Origin of the sequence: Citrobacter sp. Cs237, assembly GCF_030332325.1 — a bacterium.
Taxonomy (GTDB): domain Bacteria; phylum Pseudomonadota; class Gammaproteobacteria; order Enterobacterales; family Enterobacteriaceae; genus Citrobacter_A; species Citrobacter_A sedlakii.
Genome location: NZ_JAOWIB010000103.1, coordinates 221434 through 243269 on the forward strand (window position 1 = coordinate 221434; position 21836 = coordinate 243269).

Sequence of the window (21836 nt, forward strand, 5' to 3'; positions counted from 1 at the left end):
AGGATAGCCGCGAACGGTTGCCATTGCAACACAGGCGGCTATATGACGCTGATTCAGTTAGGCATTGCCTTCTGGCACGATTTAGCGGCTCCAACCATCGCGGGAATAATCGCGGGAATGGTTGTGAACTGGTTACGTAGCAGGAAGTAATCCTCTGACGGGCGTCTGCCTGCCGCAGTGGCAACATGCGCCCGAACCGGGCCGCAGGGATATCCTTGCGGCCTTTTTCGTTTACTGCGGATACGGCACCCAGTCGCCGCCGTTCAGGCGCACGTAGGGTTTATCCTGGTACTGAATCACCACCGCGTTGGCGTTTTCCGAGACCGCCGCGGTTTGCGGCAGATTACTGGTGAGCTTCGTCCAGTCAACCGGATCTTCGGAGAAGATCTTGCCGTCAAGCACGCGCACCACCAGTTCTGAGATGGCCAGATAGCTGCTCGGTTGGGTAATTTCAATCGGCGCGCCCTGATGCGGCGCTTTCATGCCAAAGAATTTCACCCCGGCGGGGACGTTGGTGATCGACGGGCTGGGGATATCGCGCAGACCGGAGACCTGCATTCTGTCGCCTTTCAGCGCCCCGCCATGTTCCGGCACCACCACCACCATGACTTTACGGCCAGACTTCTCGAGCTGCGTAAAGAACGCATCCAGTTCATCGAAGAATTTCTGCGCACGCGCTTTGTAATCCGCCGTTTTGCTCACGCCAGGATAGTGGTTGCCATCGTGCAGCGGCAGGGTGTTATAGAAGGTTGCGCTGCGCGAATCTTTGTCCTTTTCGGTGGTTTCAAGCCAGCGGTTAAGCACTGCCGTATCGTCATAGACTGGCGAGCCGTCAAAGCCCAACAGCGGCACCGGTAAACCACTCTGATCCATCAGCTCAGCCTGCATACCGCCGTTTTCGCGCACTTCTTTCAGGAAGCCGCCGAACTCACCGTTGTGACCCATCATCAGATGCTGGGCGAAGCCCAGTTTCGACAGATTATCAAACAGATAGCATTCATTGCCGGCTGGTTGATACAGATTGGTATGTGACGGCTGACCGCAGCTGGCGCGCAGCAGGCGAATCGCCGCCGGACCGCTGTAAGAGGTCGCCGAGTTAAAGTGCTTAAACTGAATATCAAAATGCGACCACAGCGGATGCGACATCAGCCCCGCCGCTTCGATATCGGACCACGAAAGCGAGCAGATGTTGATCACCAGCAGTTCAAACGGCTGGGCATCTTCCGGCAGCGCCGCCGGGAAGGGCGTTTTACGTTTTGCTTCCGCGTTGTAAAAGGTGTTCAGCCAGGCGTTGAGGTTGGCGGACGTCGGTGGCGCGGTTTGCGCCGGGATATCACCGACAACCGGCGCGCCTTCAGCGGTGGCGATCGTGGCCGCCGCGGTACCGCCGGTGGTCGTGACGGTGTTGGTCGGCTGACCGGCAGGCCACAGTGAAAAACTCGGCCCCGCCAGCGTCAGAACGTTTAGCCAGACCATTATGGCCACCACAAAAACGGTGACGCGAACCCACTGCGCCAAAAACAGCCACGCCACGAGCAGCACGAACACCGCGCCGATCATTTGCCAGTTAATAAAGCGGGTGACCAGATCGAGCATATAGTCAGTGCTGAACGCCGCGACCTGGGAGCCCTGGCTCATTATACTCTCTGGCCCTGGCAGCCAGGTATCGTGCCAGAACAGGGCAAAACCAATCGGAATGGCGATCCAGTGGCGAAGGCGATGCAGGCTGTAGCGCGGAATCGGCATCAGCAGGAACGCCATGAACACCAGGTTCATCAGGGCGTGGAAGTTAAGATAGCCTGCCCAGAGCAGACCAAATTTCACCAGAAAATAGAAATTCCAGCCCGAAAGTCCGCGCCAGTATTGCCAGAGAGGCGAAGGCGGCGAGGCATGTTGAGTATGTTGAGTCATTTTTTGGTCGCTCTGGGAATTACCGTGCGGCGCAATGTTCCGGCCGGTTTGACATAACGAGGTTTAGCAAATAGCAGACGGGCGGTGTTGCTGAGACGGCGCAGAGAATGACGCGCCAGATAGCCCAGTGGAAAAAAAATCAGCGCGCAGACGACGATGATTTGCAGAATATCGCTGATGGTCATCATGATGAACGCTCCATTTCATCGTCCAGTAAGCGCAGCGGCTGAGGAATTCGACGCCAGACCTTACCATCGTGTTCAGCGTTCAGTACGGGTTTGACCTCCTGGGTGAGCGGCAGCGGCTGACCCCACAGCTCCGGCGACAGCAGACGCATTTGCACCAGTTCGGCGCTGATCTGATTGTCCTCGAACCACACCATGCGGTTAGAGAACAGATCGCCGGTCGGCAGCGGAAAGATGTGATTCAGGGCGGTGTCGAGATCGTTGACCCGGCAGAACGACAAAAACAGCACCAGTCGGTTGCCGCCAATGGTCACAATATCGCCGGTACGGTGTGGGCGGCAAAGCGTTAACGCCTGTTCCACGCGAATACCTGGCACTGGACGCAGCGCCACCATCACCCCTTTGCCGTCGGCGGGGAGTAGGGTATTGCTCATCATATTATTCACCGCGTCACAGAAGACATCCCACTTCTGAAAGCCGCGCAGCTTCATCGGCTGGGTCATCGACAGCAGGGTGGTGATATCTTCCGGCACATAACGGCTGAACTGTTGGCCCTGCACGCTTTCAATCAGCGTCAGGCAGCGGGAAAGCGGGGCGTTCCACGGGATCACCATATTAGCGCCGCAGCCCAGCAGCAGACGTTCGTCGGTGGCGCGCAGGCTGGCGATATTTTCCCGCACAAGAATTTTTAGCGCGCTGCCGCGCTGGCGGCGCAGGGTGTGGATGCTGCGCGCCAGCGGTTCAATCTGACGATTTTGCTGGAGAGAAAAGACCAATGTCGCCGCCTGGGCGGTACGGGCCTCATTGAATAATGCTTCATTACTGTCGAATAATTTCCAGTGCTCCGACAGCGGCGGCGCACCTTCCAGTACGGTCACGTTACTGAGGATCCGCTTTTCGTCGCTGCGGGGCTGGATGTCGGCTTCGGCCTCTTGCGCCAGTTCCCAGCGACCCTGGCGATGGCGAATGGTCAACTGTTGGCGGGCGCTGACTCCTTTCTCGTTGCACCAGAAGGCGATATCCAGCAGGTGCTGGTCGCCCTGAAAACGCATGCTGGCAAGACCAGACAGCGAGCGATATTCCCCCATTAACAGCGAGAACTGTTTGTCATTATTATTCCCAGGGTTAAGCACCAGAACAGAACAACGATGAAGACGTGTCCATTTATTCATTTTATCCAGCCACTGACGCAATCGTTCCGCTGGAATATTTTGCCACGCATTATTTGCGCATATAAGGATGAATAAGTAATGGGTAGGATCAACTGAGCAGAGTATATCGCGGGACATAAAGTATAGTCCCTTCTCTGAATCTGGCATCGAAAATAACTGAATTTTTTCCGGACCTTGCGTTTCGTCTAATTTGAAAACTTTCCCTGGATCGCTGCCCATACTCATCGCCGCGACTTTTGCAGTCCCGGTTTGAAAAGCAATCGTTTGATTCGCCAGGCTGATAGCATCTTCACTGCGATCAGTGTTAACCCACCAGACACCGCCAGTTGGCATATGGCGAAGTTCATCCCATAATGATGAGATACCTATTGAAAATACTGGGTCCACAGCGTTCCTCGGGTCGCTATTTGTCTGCTTATCAGTTTACTAGCGAAAGCGCAGAAATAAACCTAACATTGAAATTAAAACGTATCAGATTTAGCATGTGAATCAATTTGGCTGGCAGGAAGCCTCTTTACGTCGGCCTTTCCGATTCCATGACTCGTATTCTTTGAGTGATGAAAAATCAGAAAATGCGCGGATTCTGACGCCATCAATTTTCGTTGGGAAGGGGGCTGAATGCAAACAGAAAAAATGTCTGAAGCATGGCGAGTATATTCAAAGGGATAAAAAAATATGTCTGACAACGAACCCGATACGCTGCCTGATTCAGCTTTAGGCTATACCTTTCAAAACGATTTCCTGGCCCTGAGCCAGGCTTTTTCATTGCCTGAATTCGATTACACCGATATATCCCAACGTGAACAGCTTGCCGCTGCGATTAAACGCTGGCCGCTGCTGGCTGAATTTGCGCAACAAGAATAAGGGAGTCGTGGATGGCTATTCTGGGACTTCAGGGCATCCGTGGTGGCGTAGGCACGACGTCTATCACTGCGGCGCTGGCCTGGGCATTACAACTGTTAGGTGAAAACGTCCTGGTGGTGGATGCCTGCCCCGATAATTTGCTACGCCTGTCATTTAATGTCGACTTTGTGCATCGCGACGGCTGGGCCAGAGCGCTGCTGGACGGGCGTGACTGGCGCGAAGGCGGAATGCGCTATACCTCGCAGCTCGATTTGCTGCCGTTTGGCCAGCTCACGGCGCAGGAACGTGACTACCCCGATCAATGGCAGGAACGGCTCGGCGAGATTGTCCCTGGCCTCCAACGGCTAAAAGAGAGCGGCAGGTATTCCTGGATTTTACTCGATTTGCCCACCGGCGCCGCGCCGCTCACTCGCCAACTGGTCAACGCCTGCGATCGTACGCTGGCGGTCGTCAAAGCCGATGCCAATTGCCATATTCGCCTGCATCAGCAGGCGCTGCCCGCCGGTTCGCATATTTTGATTAACGATTTACGCATTGGCAGCCAGATGCAGGACGATCTTTACCAGGTCTGGCTCCAAAGCCAGCGTCGGCTGTTGCCGATGGTTATTCATCGCGATGAAGCCCTGGCCGAATGCATGGCGGCGAAACAGCCACTGGGAGAATACCGCAGCGATTCGCTGGCCGCCGAAGAAGTGTTGACGCTGGCGAACTGGTGTTTATTGCATTATTCAGGCCGCAAAGACGCCGCCGGGAGCGCAACATGAGTATCCTGTCCCGGTAGTTGCTTATCCCGCCGGTCAGCGCGCGCCTGAGCGAGCGCTATCAGGGCTACCGTCGTCATGGCGCGCCAGCGTTTAGCGCGGCCCTGGGCTGTTTTTGGGCCGTTCTGGCATGGGTGTTCATCCCGCTGGAGCATCCGCGCTGGCAGCGGATCCGCGCCGCGCACAAGGCGCTTTACCCGCATATCAACGCCGCTCGTCCGCGCCCGTTAGATCCCGCCCGCTACGTTATTCAAACGCTCTGGCTGATGGCGACCGCCTCGCGTCGACAAACGGCCCAACCGCGCTGGCAGACCTTTTCCCGCCTGGAAGGCGTCCGGGGCCGTTATCATCAGTGGCTGGATAAACTGCCTGAACGGGTCACGCAAAACACAACCCATCTTGATAAGCAAAAGGAACTGGGGCATCTGAGCGCTGGCGCGCGCCGTTTAATCATTGGGATTATTGTCACTTTCTCGCTGATACTGGCGCTGATCTGCGTGACGCAGCCGTTCAACCCGCTGGCGCAGTTTATCTTCCTGATGCTGCTATGGGGCGTTGCGCTGATTGTACGGCGGATGCCGGGGCGTTTCTCGGCGCTGATGCTGATTGTGTTGTCGCTGACCGTATCATGTCGCTATATCTGGTGGCGCTACACGTCCACCCTGAACTGGGACGATCCGGTAAGCCTGGTTTGTGGACTGATCCTGCTGTTTGCCGAAACCTACGCGTGGATTGTGCTGGTGCTGGGCTACTTCCAGGTGGTCTGGCCGCTCAACCGTCAGCCGGTGCCGTTGCCCAAGGATATGTCGCAGTGGCCGTCGGTGGATATTTTCGTTCCGACCTACAACGAAGAGCTGCACGTAGTGAAAAACACCATCTACGCGTCGCTGGGCATCGACTGGCCGAAAGATAAGCTCAACATCTGGATTCTCGACGACGGCGGGCGGGAAGAGTTTCGCCAGTTTGCCCAGAATGTCGGGGTCCACTATATCGCCCGCACCACCCATGAGCACGCCAAGGCCGGGAACATCAACAATGCGCTGAAGTACGCCAAAGGCGAATTCGTGTCGATCTTCGACTGCGACCATGTGCCGACGCGCTCGTTCCTGCAAATGACCATGGGCTGGTTCCTGAAAGATAAAAAACTGGCGATGATGCAGACGCCGCACCACTTTTTCTCGCCGGACCCGTTCGAACGTAACCTTGGCCGCTTCCGCAAAACCCCCAACGAAGGCACGCTGTTCTATGGGCTGGTGCAGGACGGCAACGACATGTGGGACGCCACCTTTTTCTGCGGCTCCTGCGCGGTGATTCGCCGTAAGCCGCTGGATGAAATAGGCGGTATTGCCGTCGAAACCGTCACCGAAGATGCGCACACCTCGCTGCGTCTGCACCGTCGCGGTTACACCTCGGCTTACATGCGTATTCCGCAGGCGGCGGGGCTGGCGACCGAAAGTTTGTCCGCCCATATCGGCCAGCGTATCCGCTGGGCGCGCGGGATGGTGCAAATTTTCCGCCTCGACAACCCGCTTACCGGGAAAGGGCTGAAATTCGCCCAGCGGTTATGCTACGTCAATGCGATGTTCCACTTTCTGTCGGGGATCCCACGGCTCATCTTCCTGACCGCGCCGCTGGCGTTCTTGTTGCTGCATGCCTATATCATCTACGCGCCCGCGCTGATGATTGCGCTGTTCGTACTGCCGCATATGATTCACGCCAGCCTGACCAACTCGAAGATTCAGGGAAAATACCGCCACTCCTTCTGGAGTGAGATCTACGAAACGGTGCTGGCCTGGTACATCGCGCCGCCGACGCTGGTGGCGCTGATTAATCCGCATAAGGGCAAATTTAACGTCACCGCGAAAGGCGGGCTGGTGGAAGAAGAGTATGTCGACTGGGTGATCTCCCGTCCGTATATCTTCCTGGTGCTGCTTAACCTGGTCGGCGTGGCGGTAGGTATCTGGCGTTATTTCTACGGGCCGGAAAGCGAAATGCTCACCGTCATCGTCAGTATGGTGTGGGTATTCTATAACCTGATTATCCTCGGCGGCGCGGTGGCGGTGTCAGTGGAAAGTAAACAGGTACGCCGTTCTCACCGCGTGGAGATCTCAATGCCAGCGGCGATTGCTCGCGAAGACGGTCATTTGTTCTCGTGTACCGTGCATGACTTCTCCGACGGCGGTCTGGGGATCAAAATCAACGGTCAGGCGCAGGTGCTGGAAGGGCAAAAGGTGAATTTACTGCTTAAGCGTGGACAGCAGGAGTATGTCTTTCCCACCCAGGTGGCGCGCGTATGGGGTGAACAGGTGGGGTTACAACTGATGCCGCTGACCACTAAACAGCATATCGATTTTGTGCAATGTACGTTTGCCCGTGCGGATACATGGGCGCTCTGGCAGGACAGCTATCCGGAAGACAAACCGCTGGAAAGCCTGCTCGATATTCTGAAACTGGGGTTCCGCGGCTATCGCCATCTTGCGGAATTTGCCCCAGCGTCGGTCAAAGTAATTTTCCGGTCTCTGACGTCTCTGGTTGCCTGGATTGTGTCGTTCATTCCTCGCCGTCCGGTGCAGGATGATATGGCGGTGCAACCACCGGCTCAGGTTATGGCTCAACAATGATGATAACGCGATGAAAAGAAAACTTTCCTGGATTTGTGCGATGGCAATGGGGATGAGCGCTATCCCCAGTTTCATGTCGAATGCGGCGCCAGCAATACAACCGCAGACAGCGGCTGAGCCAACCGCGGCCCCGGTCATTCCCGTTCAGGCGGACGACAATCAGCCGGTGGGCCAGGTGATGCCGGGCGTGCCGGGAGCGGATGCGCCGATCGTCGCGCAAAATGGTCCTTCGCGTGATGTGAAACTGACGTTTGCGCAAATCGCGCCGCCGCCGGGCAGTATGGTGCTGCGCGGCGTTAACCCGAACGGCAGCATTGAATTTGGCATGCGCAGTGATGAAGTGGTCACGAAGGCGATGCTGAATCTGGAATACACGCCGTCGCCATCGCTACTGCCCGTTCAGTCCCAGCTCAAGGTCTATCTGAATGATGAGCTCATGGGCGTGCTACCCGTCACCCAGGAACAGCTTGGCAAAAAGACGCTGGCGCAGATCCCCATCAACCCGCTGTTTATCACCGATTTCAACCGCGTACGGCTGGAGTTTGTCGGCCATTACCAGCAGGTATGTGAAAACCCGTCCAGCAGTACGCTGTGGCTGGATGTAGGTCGCAGCAGCGTACTCGATCTCACCTACCAGACGCTGGAAGTGAAAAACGATCTCTCGCACTTCCCGGTTCCGTTCTTTGACCCGCGCGACAACCGCGCGATGACGCTGCCGATGATCTTCGCCGGCGCGCCCGATCTTAAACTGCAGCAGGCCGCCTCTATCGTCTCGTCATGGTTTGGTTCCCGCTCAGGCTGGCGCGGGCAGCACTTCCCGGTGCTGTATAATCAACTGCCGGATCGGAATGCGATTGTGTTCGCCACTAACGACAGCCGTCCCGACTTCCTGCGCGAGCAGCCGCCGGTGAAAGCGCCGACGATCGCGATGATCGACCATCCGGAGAACCCCTACGTAAAACTTCTGGTGGTGATGGGGCGTGATGAAAACGATCTGTTGCAGGCGGCGAAAGGTATTGCGCAGGGCAACATTCTGTTCCGCGGCAGCAGTGTCGAAGTGAACGAGGTAAAACCGCTGCTGGCGCGTAAACCGTACGATGCGCCGAACTGGGTGCGGACCGATCGTCCGGTAACCTTTGGCGAGCTGAAAACCTATGAGCAGCAGTTGCAGTCCAGCGGCATCGAGCCGGCCGCCATCAACGTTTCCCTTAACCTGCCGCCGGACCTGTATCTGCTGCGCAGTACCGGTATTGATATGAACCTCAACTACCGTTACACCACGCCGCCGACCAAAGACAGTTCGCGCATGGATATCAGCCTGAATAACCAGTTCCTGCAAGCCTTTAGCCTCACCAGCAACGAAAAGAACAACCGTCTGCTGCTGCGTCTGCCGGTGCTGCAAGGGCTGCTGGATGGTAAAACCGACGTCTCGATCCCGGCGCTGAAGCTGGGGGCGGTGAACCAGTTGCGTTTTGACTTTGAGTACATGAACCCGATGCCTGGCGGTACGGTGGATAACTGTATTACCTTCCAGCCGGTGCCGAACCATGTGGTGATCGGCGACGACTCGACCATCGACTTCTCGAAGTACTATCACTTTATTGCGATGCCGGATCTGCGCGCCTTTGCGAACGCGGGTTTCCCGTTCAGCCGAATGGCCGATCTTTCTGACACCATCGCCGTGATGCCGAAAACGCCGAATGAAGCGCAGATGGAAACACTGCTGGAGGCGACGGGCACGATTGGCGCGCAAACCGGCTTCCCGGCTATCAACCTGACCATCACTCAAGACGGCAGCCAGATTCAGGGGAAAGATGCCGATATTCTGATTATTGGCACGATTCCGGACAAGTTAAAGGATGAGAAGCGTATTGACCTGCTGGTGCAGGCGGCGCAGAGCTGGGTGAAAACGCCGCTTCGCCAGAGCGCCTTCCCGGGGATCATGCCGGATGAGGCCGACCGCAAAGCGGATGCGCAGGCCACTGTCACGTCGAGCGGCCCAATGGCCGCCGTGGTGGGCTTCCAGTCGCCGTTTAACGATCAGCGCAGCGTTATCGCCCTGCTGGCGGACAGCCCGCGCGGTTATGAACTGCTGAACGAAGCGATTAACGACAGCGGCAAACGTGCGGCGATGTTTGGTTCGGTGTCCGTCATTCGCGAGTCGGGCGTCAACAGCTTGCGGGTGGGTGATGTTTATTACGTCGGACATCTGCCGTGGTTTGAACGTCTGTGGTATGCGCTGGGAAATCATCCGGTGCTGTTAGCGGTGTTGGCGGCCATCAGCGTGGTATTGCTGGCATGGGTGTTGTGGCGCCTGCTGCGCATCATTAGCCGCCGTCGTCTTGATCCAGACCATGAGTAACGCATGATGAACGCGCTGCGTAGTGGAATCGCTGTTGTCCTGATGTTGGCCGCCCTGAGCGTTCAGGCGGCCTGTCATTGGCCCGCCTGGGATCAGTTCAAAAAGGATTACATCAGCAAGGAGGGCCGGGTGATTGATCCGAGCGACGCGCGGAAAATCACCACCTCGGAAGGGCAAAGCTACGCCATGTTCTTTGCCCTCGCGGCTAACGATCGTCCGGCGTTTGATACGCTTTTGGCATGGACCGAAAACAACCTGGCGCAAGGCTCGCTGAAAGCGCATCTGCCCGCCTGGCTGTGGGGACAAAAAGATCCAGCGACCTGGGAAGTGCTGGACAGCAATTCCGCTTCTGACGGCGATATCTGGATCGCCTGGTCGCTGCTGGAAGCCGGGCGTTTATGGCAGGAGCCGCGATACACCGATATCGGTAAAGCGCTGCTGAAGCGGATTGCCACTGAAGAAGTGGTGACGGTGCCAGGGCTGGGGTCGATGTTGCTGCCGGGCAAAATCGGTTTTGCCGAAGAAACCCGCTGGCGCTTCAACCCGAGTTATCTGCCGCCGCAGCTGGCGCAGTACTTTACCCGTTTCGGCGCGCCGTGGACCACCCTGCGGGAGACGAATCAGCGGCTGCTGTTAGAAACCGCGCCGAAAGGCTTTTCGCCGGACTGGGTGCGTTACGAGAAAAACAAAGGCTGGCAGTTAAAACCAGAAAAAACGCTGGTCAGCAGCTACGACGCCATTCGCGTCTATCTGTGGGCCGGGATGATGCATGATGGCGACCCGCAGAAAGCGCGGCTGCTCACTAAATTCAAACCGATGGCTACCCTGACAACCCAAAACGGCGTTCCGCCGGAGAAAGTGGATGTCGCCAGCGGCAAGGCGCAGGGCAACGGCCCGGTAGGCTTTTCCGCTTCTTTACTGCCTTTCCTGCAAAACCGCGACGCACAAGCGGTGCAGCGACAGCGCGTTGCAGACCACTTTCCTGGCAGCGATGCCTATTACAGCTACGTGCTGACCCTCTTCGGACAAGGGTGGGACCAGCATCGTTATCGCTTCACCGTCAAAGGTGAGTTACTACCTGACTGGGGCCAGGAATGCGCAAGTTCACACTAAGTTTTCTTGGGGTATCGCTCGGTATTGCGCTGATGCCCTTCGCGGAAGCCGCGCCGTCGGCGCAACAATTGTTACTCGACCAGGTTCGGCTGGGCGAGGCCACGCACCGCGAAGACCTGGTGCGTCAGTCGCTCTACCGGCTGGAGCTGATCGACCCGAATAACCCTGACGTTATTGCTGCCCGTTTCCGCTATATGCTGCGTCAGGGCGACAACGACGGCGCTCAAAAGCAGCTCGACAGGCTTGCTGAGATCGCGCCCAATTCGGCGGCGTATAAATCGTCGCGCACCACCCAACTGCTGGCGACGCCGGATGGCCGCCAGGCGCTGCAGGAAGCGCGGTTACAGGCGACGACCGGACATGCGGAAGAGGCCATCGCCGCTTACGATAAGTTATTCAAAGGCGCGCCGCCGGAAGGCGAGCTGGAGGTGGAGTACTGGAGTACGGTGGCGAAAGTGCCTGCCAGACGCGGTCAGGCGATCAACCAGCTTAAGGCGATCAACGCCCGCAGCCCCGGCAATACCGGGTTGCAGAATACCCTGGCGCAACTGCTGTTCGATAACGACCGTCCGGCTGAAGGTTTTGTCGTGCTGGAACAAATGGCGAAATCCAGCGCCGGACGCAACGCGGCGGCAACGCTCTGGTACGCCCAGATAAAAGATTTGCCGGTCAGCGACGCCAGCGTAAAAGCGTTGCAAAAGTACCTCACCGTGTTTAGTGAAGGGGACAGCGTGACGGCGGCGCGCAGTAAGCTGAACGAACAGCAACAACAGCTTGCCGATCCGACGTTCCGCGCCCGTGCGCAGGGGCTGGCGGCGGTAGAGGCCGGGCAGGGCGGCAAAGCGGTTGCCGGGCTGCAGCAGGCGGTGAAAGCGAATCAAAACGACAGCGAAGCCGTTGGCGCGCTGGGTCAGGCGTATTCACAGCGCGGCGATCGCGCCAGCGCGGTGGCGCAGTTTAAAAAAGCGCTGGCGATGGATCCGCAAAGCCCGAGCCGCGACAAATGGGAAAGCCTGCTGAAGGTGAACAGCTACTGGCTGGCGATCCAGCAGGGCGACGCCGCGCTGAAAGCGAATGATATCGACCAGGCCGAACGGTTTTATCAACAGGCAAGACGCATCGACAATAGCGATAGCTATGCGGTGCTGGGGCTGGGCGACGCGGCAATGGCACGTAAAAACTACCCGGCTGCCGAGCGTTACTATCAGCAGACGCTGCGTATGGACAGCGGCAACACCAACGCCGTGCGCGGCCTGGCGAACCTCTATCGCGAGCAGTCGCCGGAGCGAGCCAGCGCTTTTATCGCCACGCTTTCCGCCAGCCAGCGCCGCAGTATTGATGACATTGAACGCGGGCTGGAAAACGATCGTCTGGCGCAACAGGCTGAAACGCTGGAGAGCCAGGGCAACTGGGCGCAGGCGGCGGAGCTGCACCGGCGTCGTCTGGCGCTGGATCCGGGCAGCGTCTGGATAACCTACCGTCTGTCGCGCGATCTGTGGCAGGCCGGTCAGCGTAGCCAGGCCGACGCGCAGATGCACGCGCTGGCGCGTCAGAAACCTGGCGATCCCGAGCAGGTCTATGCTTACGGGCTGTACCTGTCCGGCGCCGATCGGGACCGCGCGGCGCTGGCGCATATCAACGCGCTGCCGCGCAGCCAGTGGAACCCAAATATTCAGGAACTGGCCGACAGGCTGCAAAGCAACCAGGTATTGGAAACCGCTAACCGTCTGCGCGAAAGCGGCAAGGAGCGTGAAGCCGAAGCGCTGCTACGTCAGCAGCCTGCTTCTACCCGTATCGACTTAACCCTCGCCGACTGGGCGCAGCAGCGCCGGGACGCTACGGCCGCGCGCGGATATTACAGCGGCGTGCTGGCGCGCGAACCGGATAACGTTGACGCGCTGCTTGGGCTGGCGGAGATCGACATCGCTCAGGGCGACAACGCGGCCGCGCGGGCGCGACTGGCGGCACTGCCGACGACCAACGGGTCTTCAATGAATATGCAACGTCGGGTGGCGCTGGCGCAGATGCAACTGGGCGATACCGTGGCGGCCAGACAGACATTCGATAGCCTGATTCCGCAGGCGAAATCGCAGCCGCCGTCGATGGAAAGCGCGATGGTGCTACGTGATGCCGCCAGGTTTCAGGCCCAGAGCGGCGAGCCGCAGCAAGCGCTGGAAACGTATAAAGATGCCATGGTCGCCTCTGGCGTCACCCCGACGCGTCCGCAGGATGACGACACTTTTACCCGTCTGACCCGCAACGATGAAACAGACGACTGGCTGAAGCGCGGTGTGCGCAGCGACGCGGCGGATCTGTATCGTCAGCAAGATTTGAACGTAACCCTCGAACACGATTACTGGGGATCGAGCGGTACCGGCGGTTATTCCGATCTGAAAGCGCACACCACCATGCTGCACGTTGACGCGCCCTGGTCCGATGGGCGTATGTTCTTCCGCACCGACCTGGTCAATATGAATGTCGGCAGCTTCGCAACCGATTCCGACGGGCGTTATGACAACAACTGGGGCACCTGTACGCTGGAAGACTGTAGCGGCAACCGCAGCCAGTCGGACGCCGGGGCGAGCGTGGCGGTGGGCTGGGCAAACGACACCTGGCGCTGGGACATCGGCACCACGCCAATGGGTTTCAACGTGGTTGATGTGGTTGGCGGCGTCAGCTACAGCAGCGATATCGGGCCGTTAGGGTATACGCTTAACGCGCATCGTCGTCCCATTTCCAGTTCGCTGCTGGCGTTTGGCGGCCAGAAAGACGCGCAGAGCCATAACGGCGACAGCGATGCGATTAACACCGGTAAAAAATGGGGCGGCGTACGCGCCGACGGCGGCGGCATCAGCCTCAGTTACGACAAAGGGGAAGCGAATGGCGTCTGGGCTTCGCTCAGCGGCGACCAGTTAACCGGCAAAAACGTGGCGGACAACTGGCGCGTGCGCTGGATGACCGGGTACTACTACAAGGTGATTAACGAGAATAACCGCCGCGTCACTGTCGGTCTGAACAATATGATCTGGCACTACGACAAAGACCTCAGCGGCTATTCGCTCGGTCACGGTGGTTACTACAGTCCGCAGGAGTATGTGTCGTTTGCGGTGCCGGTAATGTGGCGTCAGCGTACGGAAAACTGGTCCTGGGAGCTGGGCGGTTCCGTGTCGTGGTCGCATTCACGCACGAAAACGATGCCGCGTTATCCGTTGACGAACCTCATTCCGGCGGATTACCAGGAGGCGGCGCGCGATCAGACCAATGATGGCGGCAGCAGCCAGGGCTTTGGTTATACCGCCCGGGCGCTGGTGGAGCGGCGGGTCACCTCCAACTGGTTTGTCGGCACCGCTATCGATATCCAGCAGGCGAAAGATTACACCCCAAGCCATTTCCTTCTTTACGTGCGTTATTCCGCCGCAGGCTGGCAGGGCGATATGGATTTACCGCCGCAGCCGCTGGTGCCTTACGCCGACTGGTAATCGCCAGGGTCGGATGGCGCTGCGCTGGCGTGAAGGCCAGGTAAGACAACGCCGCCATCCGACGACCTGAACTCAGAAAAGTCCTTTTCAGATACGGCCTCTCTTAATGCCGCTGCAATCGGGTATACTCGGGCGGCAATTTGGGATATCCGGGGGAGACAATATTGCGCGTGAGTCGCTCGTTAACAATTAAGCAGATGGCAATGGTCGCGGCCGTTGTCATGGTGTTCGTTTTTATTTTTTGCACCGTTTTGCTATTCCATCTGGTCCAGCAGAACCGCTATAACACGGCTACGCAACTGGAAAGTATCGCCCGCTCCGTTCGTGAACCCTTGTCTGCCGCCATATTAAAAGCGGATCTACCCGGCGCGGAGGCGATTCTCGCCAGCATAAAACCGGCTGGGGTGGTTCAGCGCGCCGATGTCGTGCTGCCAAATCAGTTTCAGGCGCTGCGCATGAGCTTCATTCCTGAACGCCCGGTGCCGGTCATGGTCACCCGACTTTTTGAATTACCGGTGCAAATTTCCCTGCCCGTCTATTCGCTCGAGCGTCCGGCGAACCCACAGCCGCTGGCCTATCTGGTGCTACAGGCGGATTCGTTCCGTATGTATAAGTTCGTCATGAGCGCCCTCTCCACGTTAGTGACTATTTACTTACTTTTGTCACTCATGCTGACCGTGGCGATTAGCTGGTGCGTAAACCGCCTGATTCTGCACCCGTTGCGCAAAATCGCCCGCGAGCTGAACGATATTCCGCAACAGGATCTTATCGGGCATCAGCTGGCGCTGCCGCGTCTGCACCATGACGATGAGATCGGGATGCTGGTGCGCAGTTATAACCTTAATCAACAGATGCTTAAACGCCACAGCGAAGAGTTGACGGGGAACGCGATGCGTTTTCCGGTTTCCGAGCTGCCCAACAAAGCCTTTCTGATGGGGTTGCTGGAGCAAGTGGTGGCGCGACAGCAGACCACCGCGTTGATGATCGTCACCTGCGAAACGCTGCGTGATACCGCAGGCGTGCTGAAAGAGGCGCAGCGGGAAATCCTGCTGCTCACGCTGGTGGAAAAACTGAAATCGGTGATTTCCCCGCGAATGGTGCTGGCCCAGATCAGCGGCTACGACTTTGCGATTGTCGCTCACGGCGTGAAAGAGCCGTGGCACGCTATCACGTTAGGTCAGCAAGTGCTCACTATTATTAATGAGCGGTTGCCGGTCCAGGGGATCCAGCTACGCCCGAGTTGCAGCATTGGCGTGGCGATGTTTTATGGCGACCTCAGCGCCGAGCAGCTCTACGTTCGTGCCGTTTCGGCGGCGTTTACCGCCCGTCGGAAAGGCAAAAACCAGATTCAGTTCTTCGACCCTGAACAAATGGCGCAGGCGCAAAAAAGGCTGACCGAAGAGAGCGACATTCTTACCGCGATGGAAAACCACCAGTTTGCGCTCTGGCTACAGCCGCAGGTGGCGATCGCCAGCGGCAAGGTGGTGAGCGCGGAAGCGCTATTGCGTTTGCAGCAACCGGACGGAAGCTGGGCGTTACCGGAAGGGCTGATTGAGCGCATCGAGTCCTGCGGCCTGATGGTCACCGTGGGGCGCTGGGTGCTGGAGGAGTCTTGCCGTCTGCTTGCCGCCTGGCAGGAACGCGGAATGGCCATGCCGCTGTCGGTCAACCTGTCGGCGCTGCAACTGATGCACCCGACCATGGTGTCGGACATGCTTGAGCTGCTGGCCCGTTATCGCATCCAGCCGGGTACGCTGATTCTGGAAGTGACCGAAAGCCGCCGTATCGACGACCCGCACGCCGCGGTGGCGATATTACGACCATTGCGAAACGCTGGCGTGCGCATTGCGCTGGATGATTTTGGTATGGGTTACGCGGGGTTGCGCCAGCTCCAGCACATGAAGTCACTGCCGGTAGACGTGCTGAAAATCGACAAAATGTTTGTCGACGGTCTGCCGGAAGATAACAGCATGATCACGGCGATTATTCAGCTGGCGCGCAGCCTGAATCTGCAAACGATCGCCGAGGGCGTTGAGAACGAGGCGCAGCGCGACTGGCTGGCGCAAGCCGGTGTGGATATCGCTCAGGGCTATCTTTTTGCCCATGCCGTGACGGCTGAAACCTTCCAGGAACAGTATCTCACGCACAAGTGACGTAATTACAAAACTTTAAAAAGGCCCGGCTTATGCGAGCCAGTTCAAAGTTTTTAACATTTTTGTTTCAATTATGATCCAGGTGCATTTCTGTCGTGTTGTCCGGGTGTTATTTTAAGGCCGCAGGTTAATCATAACCTTACAAGACCTGTGGTTTTTACTTCAAGGACACCCTATGAAAACCTCTCTGTTCAAAAGCCTTTATTTTCAGGTCCTGACAGCAATTGCCATTGGTATTCTCCTTGGCCATTACTACCCTGAATTAGGCGCACAAATGAAGCCGCTTGGCGACGCGTTCGTCAAGCTGATAAAGATGATCATCGCTCCTGTCATCTTCTGTACTGTCGTGACCGGCATTGCAGGCATGGAAAGCATGAAGGCCGTTGGCCGCACCGGTGCGGTAGCGCTGCTTTACTTTGAGATCGTCAGTACGATTGCGCTGATCATTGGTCTGATTATCGTTAACGTCGTGCAGCCAGGGGCCGGGATGAACGTTGATCCCGCGACTCTCGATGCGCAGGCGGTGGCGGTTTACGCCGAGCAGGCGAAAGATCAGGGCATTGTCGCCTTCCTGATGGATGTGATTCCGGGCAGCGTCATTGGCGCGTTTGCCAGTGGTAACATCCTGCAGGTGCTGCTGTTTGCGGTGCTGTTTGGCTTTGCCCTGCATCGCCTGGGCAGCAAAGGCCAGCTGATTTTCAACGTCATTGAAAGTTTCTCGCAGGTCATTTTCGGCATTATCAATATGATCATGCGCCTGGCGCCTATCGGCGCGTTCGGCGCAATGGCCTTCACCATCGGTAAATATGGCGTCGGGACGCTGGTGCAACTGGGGCAGCTTATTATCTGCTTCTACATCACCTGTATCCTGTTTGTGGTGCTGGTACTGGGTTCTATCGCGCGGGCGACGGGCTTCAGCATTTTCAAGTTTATCCGCTATATCCGCGAAGAGCTGCTGATCGTGCTGGGTACCTCCTCTTCTGAGTCCGCGCTGCCGCGTATGCTCGATAAGATGGAGAAGCTGGGCTGCCGCAAGTCGGTGGTTGGGCTGGTTATCCCCACCGGGTATTCCTTCAACCTTGACGGGACGTCGATATACCTGACGATGGCGGCGGTGTTTATCGCCCAGGCGACCAACAGCCATATGGATATCTTCCATCAGATCACGTTGCTGGTCGTGCTGCTGCTCTCCTCTAAAGGCGCGGCGGGGGTAACCGGAAGCGGCTTCATCGTGCTGGCGGCGACCATCTCTGCGGTAGGCCATCTGCCGGTGGCGGGCCTGGCGCTTATCCTCGGTATCGACCGCTTTATGTCGGAAGCCCGTGCGCTGACTAACCTGGTTGGCAATGGCGTGGCGACGGTCGTGGTGGCGAAATGGGTGAAAGAGTTGGATTCCCAAAAGCTCGACGATGTCCTGAATAATCGTGCGCCGGACGGCAAAACGAACGAAATATCCTCATAATCTCACGACTTATGACCGCAGTCCCTTGTGGGGCTGCGGGCTCCTGCGCATAATTGACCCCTCCACCTTAATCCTTCAACATGAAGGCATTGGGTTTATTTCACTTCTGCCGTGACATTTCCATGTTCTTGCGGTCTAACACGAAGTGTTTTTACGTCATATTCAGACTGGCCTTCGCAGGGCTGTCTTTTTATTACCAGGATTGTTGATCAGGGGTTCACATGCAGGGCACAAAAATTCGACTTATAGCGGGCGGTTTGCTGATGATGGCCACTGCTGGCTATGTGCAGGCAGATGCGCTCCAGCCTGACCCGGCATGGCAACAGGGGACGCTGGCGAATGGATTACAGTGGCAAGTGTTAGCCACCCCGCAGCGCCCCAGCGACCGCATTGAGGTCCGCCTGCTGGTAAATACCGGTTCGCTCACCGAAAGTACGCAACAGAGCGGTTTCAGTCATATTATTCCTCGTATTGCGTTAACCCAGAGCGGCGGACTGGACGCCACCCAGGCGCGTTCGCTTTGGCAACAGGGTTTCGACCCCAAGCGTCCAATGCCGCCCGTTACCGTCTCCTATGACTCCACGCAATACAATCTCAGCCTGCCCAACAACCGTAACGATCTGCTGAAAGAGTCGCTGACCTATCTGGCGAATACGATGGGCAAACTGGCGATCACCCCGGAAACGGTGAACCATGCGATCAATAGCGAAGATATGGTCACTACGCTGCCGGTCGATACCAAAGAAGGCTGGTGGCGCTACCGGCTGAAAGGCTCCGCGCTGCTGGGCCACGATCCCGCTGAACCGCTGAAGAAGCCGATCGATGCGGCGAAAATTCACGATTTTTACCAGAAATGGTATACCCCGGACGCGATGACGCTGATTATTGTCGGTAACGTCGACGCGCGGACGGTAGCTGAGCAAATCAACAAAACGTTTGGCGAACTGAAGGGCAAACGCGAAACGCCTGCGCCAGTGCCGACGCTGTCGCCGCTGCGCGCTGAGGCGGTGAGCATCATGACCGACGCCGTGCGCCAGGATCGTTTGTCAGTCATGTGGGATACGCCGTGGCAGCCGATTCGCGAGTCATCCGCGCTGCTGCGCTACTGGCGCGCGGATCTGGCGCGAGAGGCGCTGTTCTGGCACGTACAGCAGGCGCTGAGTAAGAACAATGCTAAAGATATCGGCCTCGGCTTTGACTGCCGCGTGCTGTTTCTGCGCGCTCAGTGCGCCATCAATATTGAATCGCCGAACGATAAGCTCAACGCCAATTTAGGCACCGTGGCGCGCGAACTGGCGAAAGTGCGCGATAACGGTTTGCCGGAAGACGAGTTCAACGCGCTGGTGGCGCAGAAGAATCTGGAGCTACAAAAGCTTTTTGCCACCTATGCCCGCACTGATACTGACATTTTAATCAGCCAGCGCTTGCGTTCGCTGCAAAATCAGGTGGTGGATATCGCGCCGGAGCAGTATCAGCGTCTGCGTCAGGACTTTCTTAATGGTCTGACCGTGGAGATGATGAACCAAAGCCTGCGTCAGCAACTGTCCCAGGAGATGGCTTTGATTCTGCTGCAGCCGAAGGGAGAACCGGAATTTAACATGAAGGAACTGCAGGCCACGTGGGATCAGATTATGGCCCCGGTGAGCGCGGCGGCAGCGACGGTTGAAACGGATGATGCGCATCCGGAAGTCACGGATATTCCGGCCGCGCAGTAACCTGCAATTCTGTTGGCCCGGTAAGCGTAATGCTACCGGGCAACGGTGAATGGCTTACTGCGGCATTGCGTCGCGCGGGATAATCGCCCCGCGATGCTGTATTACCGTGCTGGCGGTCAGGTGTCCGCGCTTCGCAGCCGCTACGGTATCGCCACCGGTCAGGCGAATGGCCAGATATCCTGCGCTGAACGAGTCCCCTGCGGCGGTGGTATCAATGACGTTCTCTTTCGGCAGTTTTACCGCCGGGACGTCAATCAGATCTTGTCCCGCAACAGACACCAGGCAGGAATCCGCCCCGCGTTTCACCACCACTTCCTCTACGCCCGCGGCGTGCGTCCGCGCAATCACCTCTTCCACGGGTTTGACGCCCCACAGCGCGTCTTCGTCATCCAGCGTCAGGAAGGCGATATTGGTGCAGTCGAGCATCTGCTGATACACCTGCTGTGTTTCTTCTTTGCTTGCCCACAGACGCGGACGATAGTTGTTGTCGAAAATGACTTTGCCGCCGTTAGCGCGGCACTCGCGCAGCAGGGACAACAGCTTTTCACGGCTGCCCGGGCTGAGGATCGCCAGGCTAATGCCGCTCAGGTAGAGATAATCAAACGTCGCCAGTTCTTCACAGATCGTCGCAGACTGCTCGCTCTCGAGCCAGAATTTCGCCGCGGCCTCGTTGCGCCAGTAGTAAAACGTGCGTTCGCCGCTGCTGTCGGTCTCAATGTAGTACAGCCCCGGCAGACGGTTTTCCATACGCTGGGTCAGCGAGGTATCGACGTTTTCACCGTGCCATGCGTCCAGCATCTGCTGGCTGAAACTGTCCGTGCCCAGCGCCGTGACGTAGTGAACGGAAAGCGCCGCAGCGTCAACCTGGCGGGCAATATAAACGGAAGTATTCAACGTATCGCCACCGAAGCCGCGCTGAACGTCAGCGCCTTTCTGTGACAGTTCGATCATGCATTCGCCAATCACGGCAATCTTTTTGGACATAGTCGTGAACCTACCTGGAAAAATTAACGTTAGTGTGCGCTGTGGGTGTTTGGTGGTCAATCATATTAAAACAACGTTCCATTATTTTTTTGAGCCAGTCCGTATTCTGCGTTGTTTTTTCCTGACTGTTGTCGTTTTTGCGTGTGACGCAGCATAAAGTTCTTCGCGCGAAGGCCGATAACCCTTGACGAGTCCGGGCAGCCACACACTTAATCACGGGACATCGGCGATGATAAACCAGATTATCCAGCAGCTAAGCACGTCCGCAGCGAGCCCTGAATGCTTGCAGGAGCGTCGCTACTGGCTGCAGTGTGAGCGCGCTTACACTTTTCAGCCTATCTATCAGACCAACGGGCGTCTGTTGGCGGTGGAGCTTCTGACGGTGGTCACGCATCCGGATAATCCCGCGCAACGCATTGCGCCCGACCGTTATTTTGCCGAAGTGGCGGTACGCCAGCGTATTGAGGTGATAAAAGAGCAGCTCTGCTTACTTGAACAAAAGGCAGACTTTTTCCAGCGTCACGCGCTTCTGGCGTCCGTCAACGTTGATGGCCCGACCTTAATCGCTCTGCGCGAGTATCCGCAGATCCTGCAGAATATCGAGCGTATGCCCTGGCTGCGTTTTGAGCTGGTGGAACACATCCGTCTGCCGAAAGAGGCCTCGTTTGCCTCGATGTGCGAGGCAGGACCGCTGTGGCTGGATGACTTCGGCACCGGGATGGCTAACTTTTCCGCCCTCAGCGAAGTGCGCTACGATTTTATTAAGATAGCCCGCGAGCTGTTTGTGTTGCTTCGTCAGACGTCAGAAGGGCGTAACCTCTTCACCCAACTGCTACAGCTGATGAACCGCTACTGCCGTGGCGTTATCGTAGAAGGTGTCGAGACGCAGGAAGAGTGGCGAGACGTACAGCGCTCGCCCGCGTATGCCGCTCAGGGCTATTTCCTCTCTCGTCCGCGACCTTTTGCCTGTCTGGATGAGGTGAATTTGTCGCATTAAATCAGGCTGTTTCCGGTAAATCCGCCTGGCTGGACTATCTTTAGGACAGGCAAGGGA

15 protein-coding genes are annotated in these 21836 nt (G+C 57.3%); 11 read left to right on the forward strand and 4 right to left on the reverse strand.

What is annotated here, in order from left to right:
- The first annotated feature begins 42 nt into the window (after window positions 1-42).
- On the forward strand, window positions 43-150 hold the full coding sequence (locus OGY07_RS11560) for a type I toxin-antitoxin system toxin Ldr family protein (protein ID WP_286600663.1): 108 nt from the start codon (window positions 43-45) through the stop codon (window positions 148-150).
- 81 nt (window positions 151-231) lie between these two features.
- On the opposite strand, the gene bcsG is transcribed toward OGY07_RS11560, so the two are convergent.
- The 3 genes from bcsG to bcsE are packed head-to-tail and all read right to left on the reverse strand — an operon-like array spanning window position 232 to window position 3655.
- A complete protein-coding gene (gene bcsG / locus OGY07_RS11565) occupies window positions 232-1911 on the reverse strand; it encodes a cellulose biosynthesis protein BcsG (RefSeq protein WP_060570224.1) in 1680 nt (559 codons plus the stop codon).
- Entirely contained in the window at window positions 1908-2099 is a 192-nt protein-coding gene (bcsF, locus tag OGY07_RS11570) for a cellulose biosynthesis protein BcsF (protein ID WP_042286766.1), read from the reverse strand. The genes bcsG and bcsF overlap by 4 nt, the downstream gene beginning before the upstream one ends.
- Window positions 2096-3655, reverse strand: coding sequence for a cellulose biosynthesis c-di-GMP-binding protein BcsE (bcsE, locus tag OGY07_RS11575; protein ID WP_042286763.1), 1560 nt, complete (start codon window positions 3653-3655; stop codon window positions 2096-2098). The genes bcsF and bcsE overlap by 4 nt, the downstream gene beginning before the upstream one ends.
- 288 nt (window positions 3656-3943) lie before the next feature.
- Here bcsE and bcsR point away from each other — a divergent pair, with 288 nt between their 5' ends.
- From bcsR to OGY07_RS11620, 9 genes are all read left to right on the forward strand, one after another.
- Window positions 3944-4132, forward strand: a complete 189-nt coding sequence (gene bcsR / locus OGY07_RS11580; RefSeq protein WP_042286759.1) for a cellulose biosynthesis protein BcsR — start codon at window positions 3944-3946, stop codon at window positions 4130-4132.
- 11 nt (window positions 4133-4143) lie between these two features.
- Entirely contained in the window at window positions 4144-4896 is a 753-nt protein-coding gene (gene bcsQ, locus OGY07_RS11585; protein ID WP_060570223.1) for a cellulose biosynthesis protein BcsQ, read from the forward strand.
- Window positions 4897-4913: 17 nt separating this feature from the next.
- Window positions 4914-7514: a UDP-forming cellulose synthase catalytic subunit gene (gene bcsA / locus OGY07_RS11590; protein WP_286600670.1), complete on the forward strand. Its 2601-nt coding sequence runs from the start codon at window positions 4914-4916 to the stop codon at window positions 7512-7514.
- Between the two features lie 10 nt (window positions 7515-7524).
- Window positions 7525-9876 carry a cellulose biosynthesis cyclic di-GMP-binding regulatory protein BcsB gene (bcsB, locus tag OGY07_RS11595; RefSeq protein ID WP_286600674.1) on the forward strand — a complete coding sequence of 784 codons (2352 nt, stop codon included), beginning with the start codon at window positions 7525-7527 and terminating at the stop codon, window positions 9874-9876.
- Window positions 9877-9882: 6 nt separating this feature from the next.
- A complete protein-coding gene (bcsZ, locus tag OGY07_RS11600) occupies window positions 9883-10989 on the forward strand; it encodes a cellulose synthase complex periplasmic endoglucanase BcsZ (RefSeq protein ID WP_248315937.1) in 1107 nt (368 codons plus the stop codon).
- Window positions 10971-14468 carry a cellulose synthase complex outer membrane protein BcsC gene (gene bcsC, locus OGY07_RS11605; RefSeq protein WP_286600676.1) on the forward strand — a complete coding sequence of 1166 codons (3498 nt, stop codon included), beginning with the start codon at window positions 10971-10973 and terminating at the stop codon, window positions 14466-14468. The genes bcsZ and bcsC overlap by 19 nt, the downstream gene beginning before the upstream one ends.
- Window positions 14469-14632: 164 nt before the next feature.
- Window positions 14633-16621 carry a biofilm formation regulator HmsP gene (hmsP, locus tag OGY07_RS11610; protein WP_286600678.1) on the forward strand — a complete coding sequence of 663 codons (1989 nt, stop codon included), beginning with the start codon at window positions 14633-14635 and terminating at the stop codon, window positions 16619-16621.
- A 175-nt stretch (window positions 16622-16796) separates the two neighbouring features.
- Complete coding sequence (dctA, locus tag OGY07_RS11615) at window positions 16797-18083, forward strand: C4-dicarboxylate transporter DctC (RefSeq protein WP_042286745.1); 1287 nt, start codon at window positions 16797-16799, stop codon at window positions 18081-18083.
- 221 nt (window positions 18084-18304) lie between these two features.
- Window positions 18305-19798 carry a M16 family metallopeptidase gene (locus OGY07_RS11620; protein WP_042286742.1) on the forward strand — a complete coding sequence of 498 codons (1494 nt, stop codon included), beginning with the start codon at window positions 18305-18307 and terminating at the stop codon, window positions 19796-19798.
- A gap of 54 nt (window positions 19799-19852) precedes the next feature.
- On the opposite strand, the gene kdgK is transcribed toward OGY07_RS11620, so the two are convergent.
- Entirely contained in the window at window positions 19853-20782 is a 930-nt protein-coding gene (gene kdgK / locus OGY07_RS11625) for a 2-dehydro-3-deoxygluconokinase (protein WP_060570217.1), read from the reverse strand.
- Window positions 20783-21011: 229 nt separating this feature from the next.
- Between kdgK and pdeH the strand changes: the two genes are divergently transcribed.
- Window positions 21012-21779 carry a cyclic-guanylate-specific phosphodiesterase gene (gene pdeH / locus OGY07_RS11630; protein ID WP_042286736.1) on the forward strand — a complete coding sequence of 256 codons (768 nt, stop codon included), beginning with the start codon at window positions 21012-21014 and terminating at the stop codon, window positions 21777-21779.
- The last annotated feature ends 57 nt before the right edge of the window (window positions 21780-21836 follow it).